Origin of the sequence: Streptomyces sp. BE303 (assembly GCF_036290945.1) — a bacterium.
Taxonomy (GTDB): Bacteria; Actinomycetota; Actinomycetes; order Streptomycetales; family Streptomycetaceae; genus Kitasatospora.
The window spans coordinates 1-356 of sequence record NZ_JAQYWZ010000878.1 but is presented as its reverse complement, the minus strand read 5'-3'; the positions used below and the strand labels follow the sequence as shown (position 1 = coordinate 356).

Sequence of the window (356 nt, the reverse complement as noted above, 5' to 3'; positions counted from 1 at the left end):
TAGACGGCGATGAGGTATTTGTTGATGTTGATGCCGGCGAGGCGGGCGGCGGTGTCGTTGCCGCCGATGGCGTAGAGGTTGCGGCCGATGTCGGTGTATTTGAGGAGGATGTGGACGGCGACGGCGGTGAGGATGAGGAACCAGACCATGACGGTGAGGCCGGCGATCTTGCCGCTGCCCAGGAAGAAGAAGAACACGTCCATGATGACGTAGCCATGGGCGCGGCCGTCGGAGAGGAGTTGGGCGAGGCCCTTGTAGGCGGCGAGGCCGGCGAGGGTGGCGATGGTGGGGTTGACGCGGCCGTAGACGATGATCAGGCCGTTGAGGATGCCGACGAGGATGCCGACGCCGATGGC

At 64.6% G+C, this 356-nt stretch carries 1 protein-coding gene; it reads right to left on the bottom strand.

Going from position 1 to position 356, the window contains the following annotated elements; translation table 11 throughout:
- Nucleotides 1-356 (bottom strand): ABC transporter permease (locus tag PUR56_RS31295; RefSeq protein WP_443034597.1); only part of this gene is annotated, 356 nt, incomplete at both ends.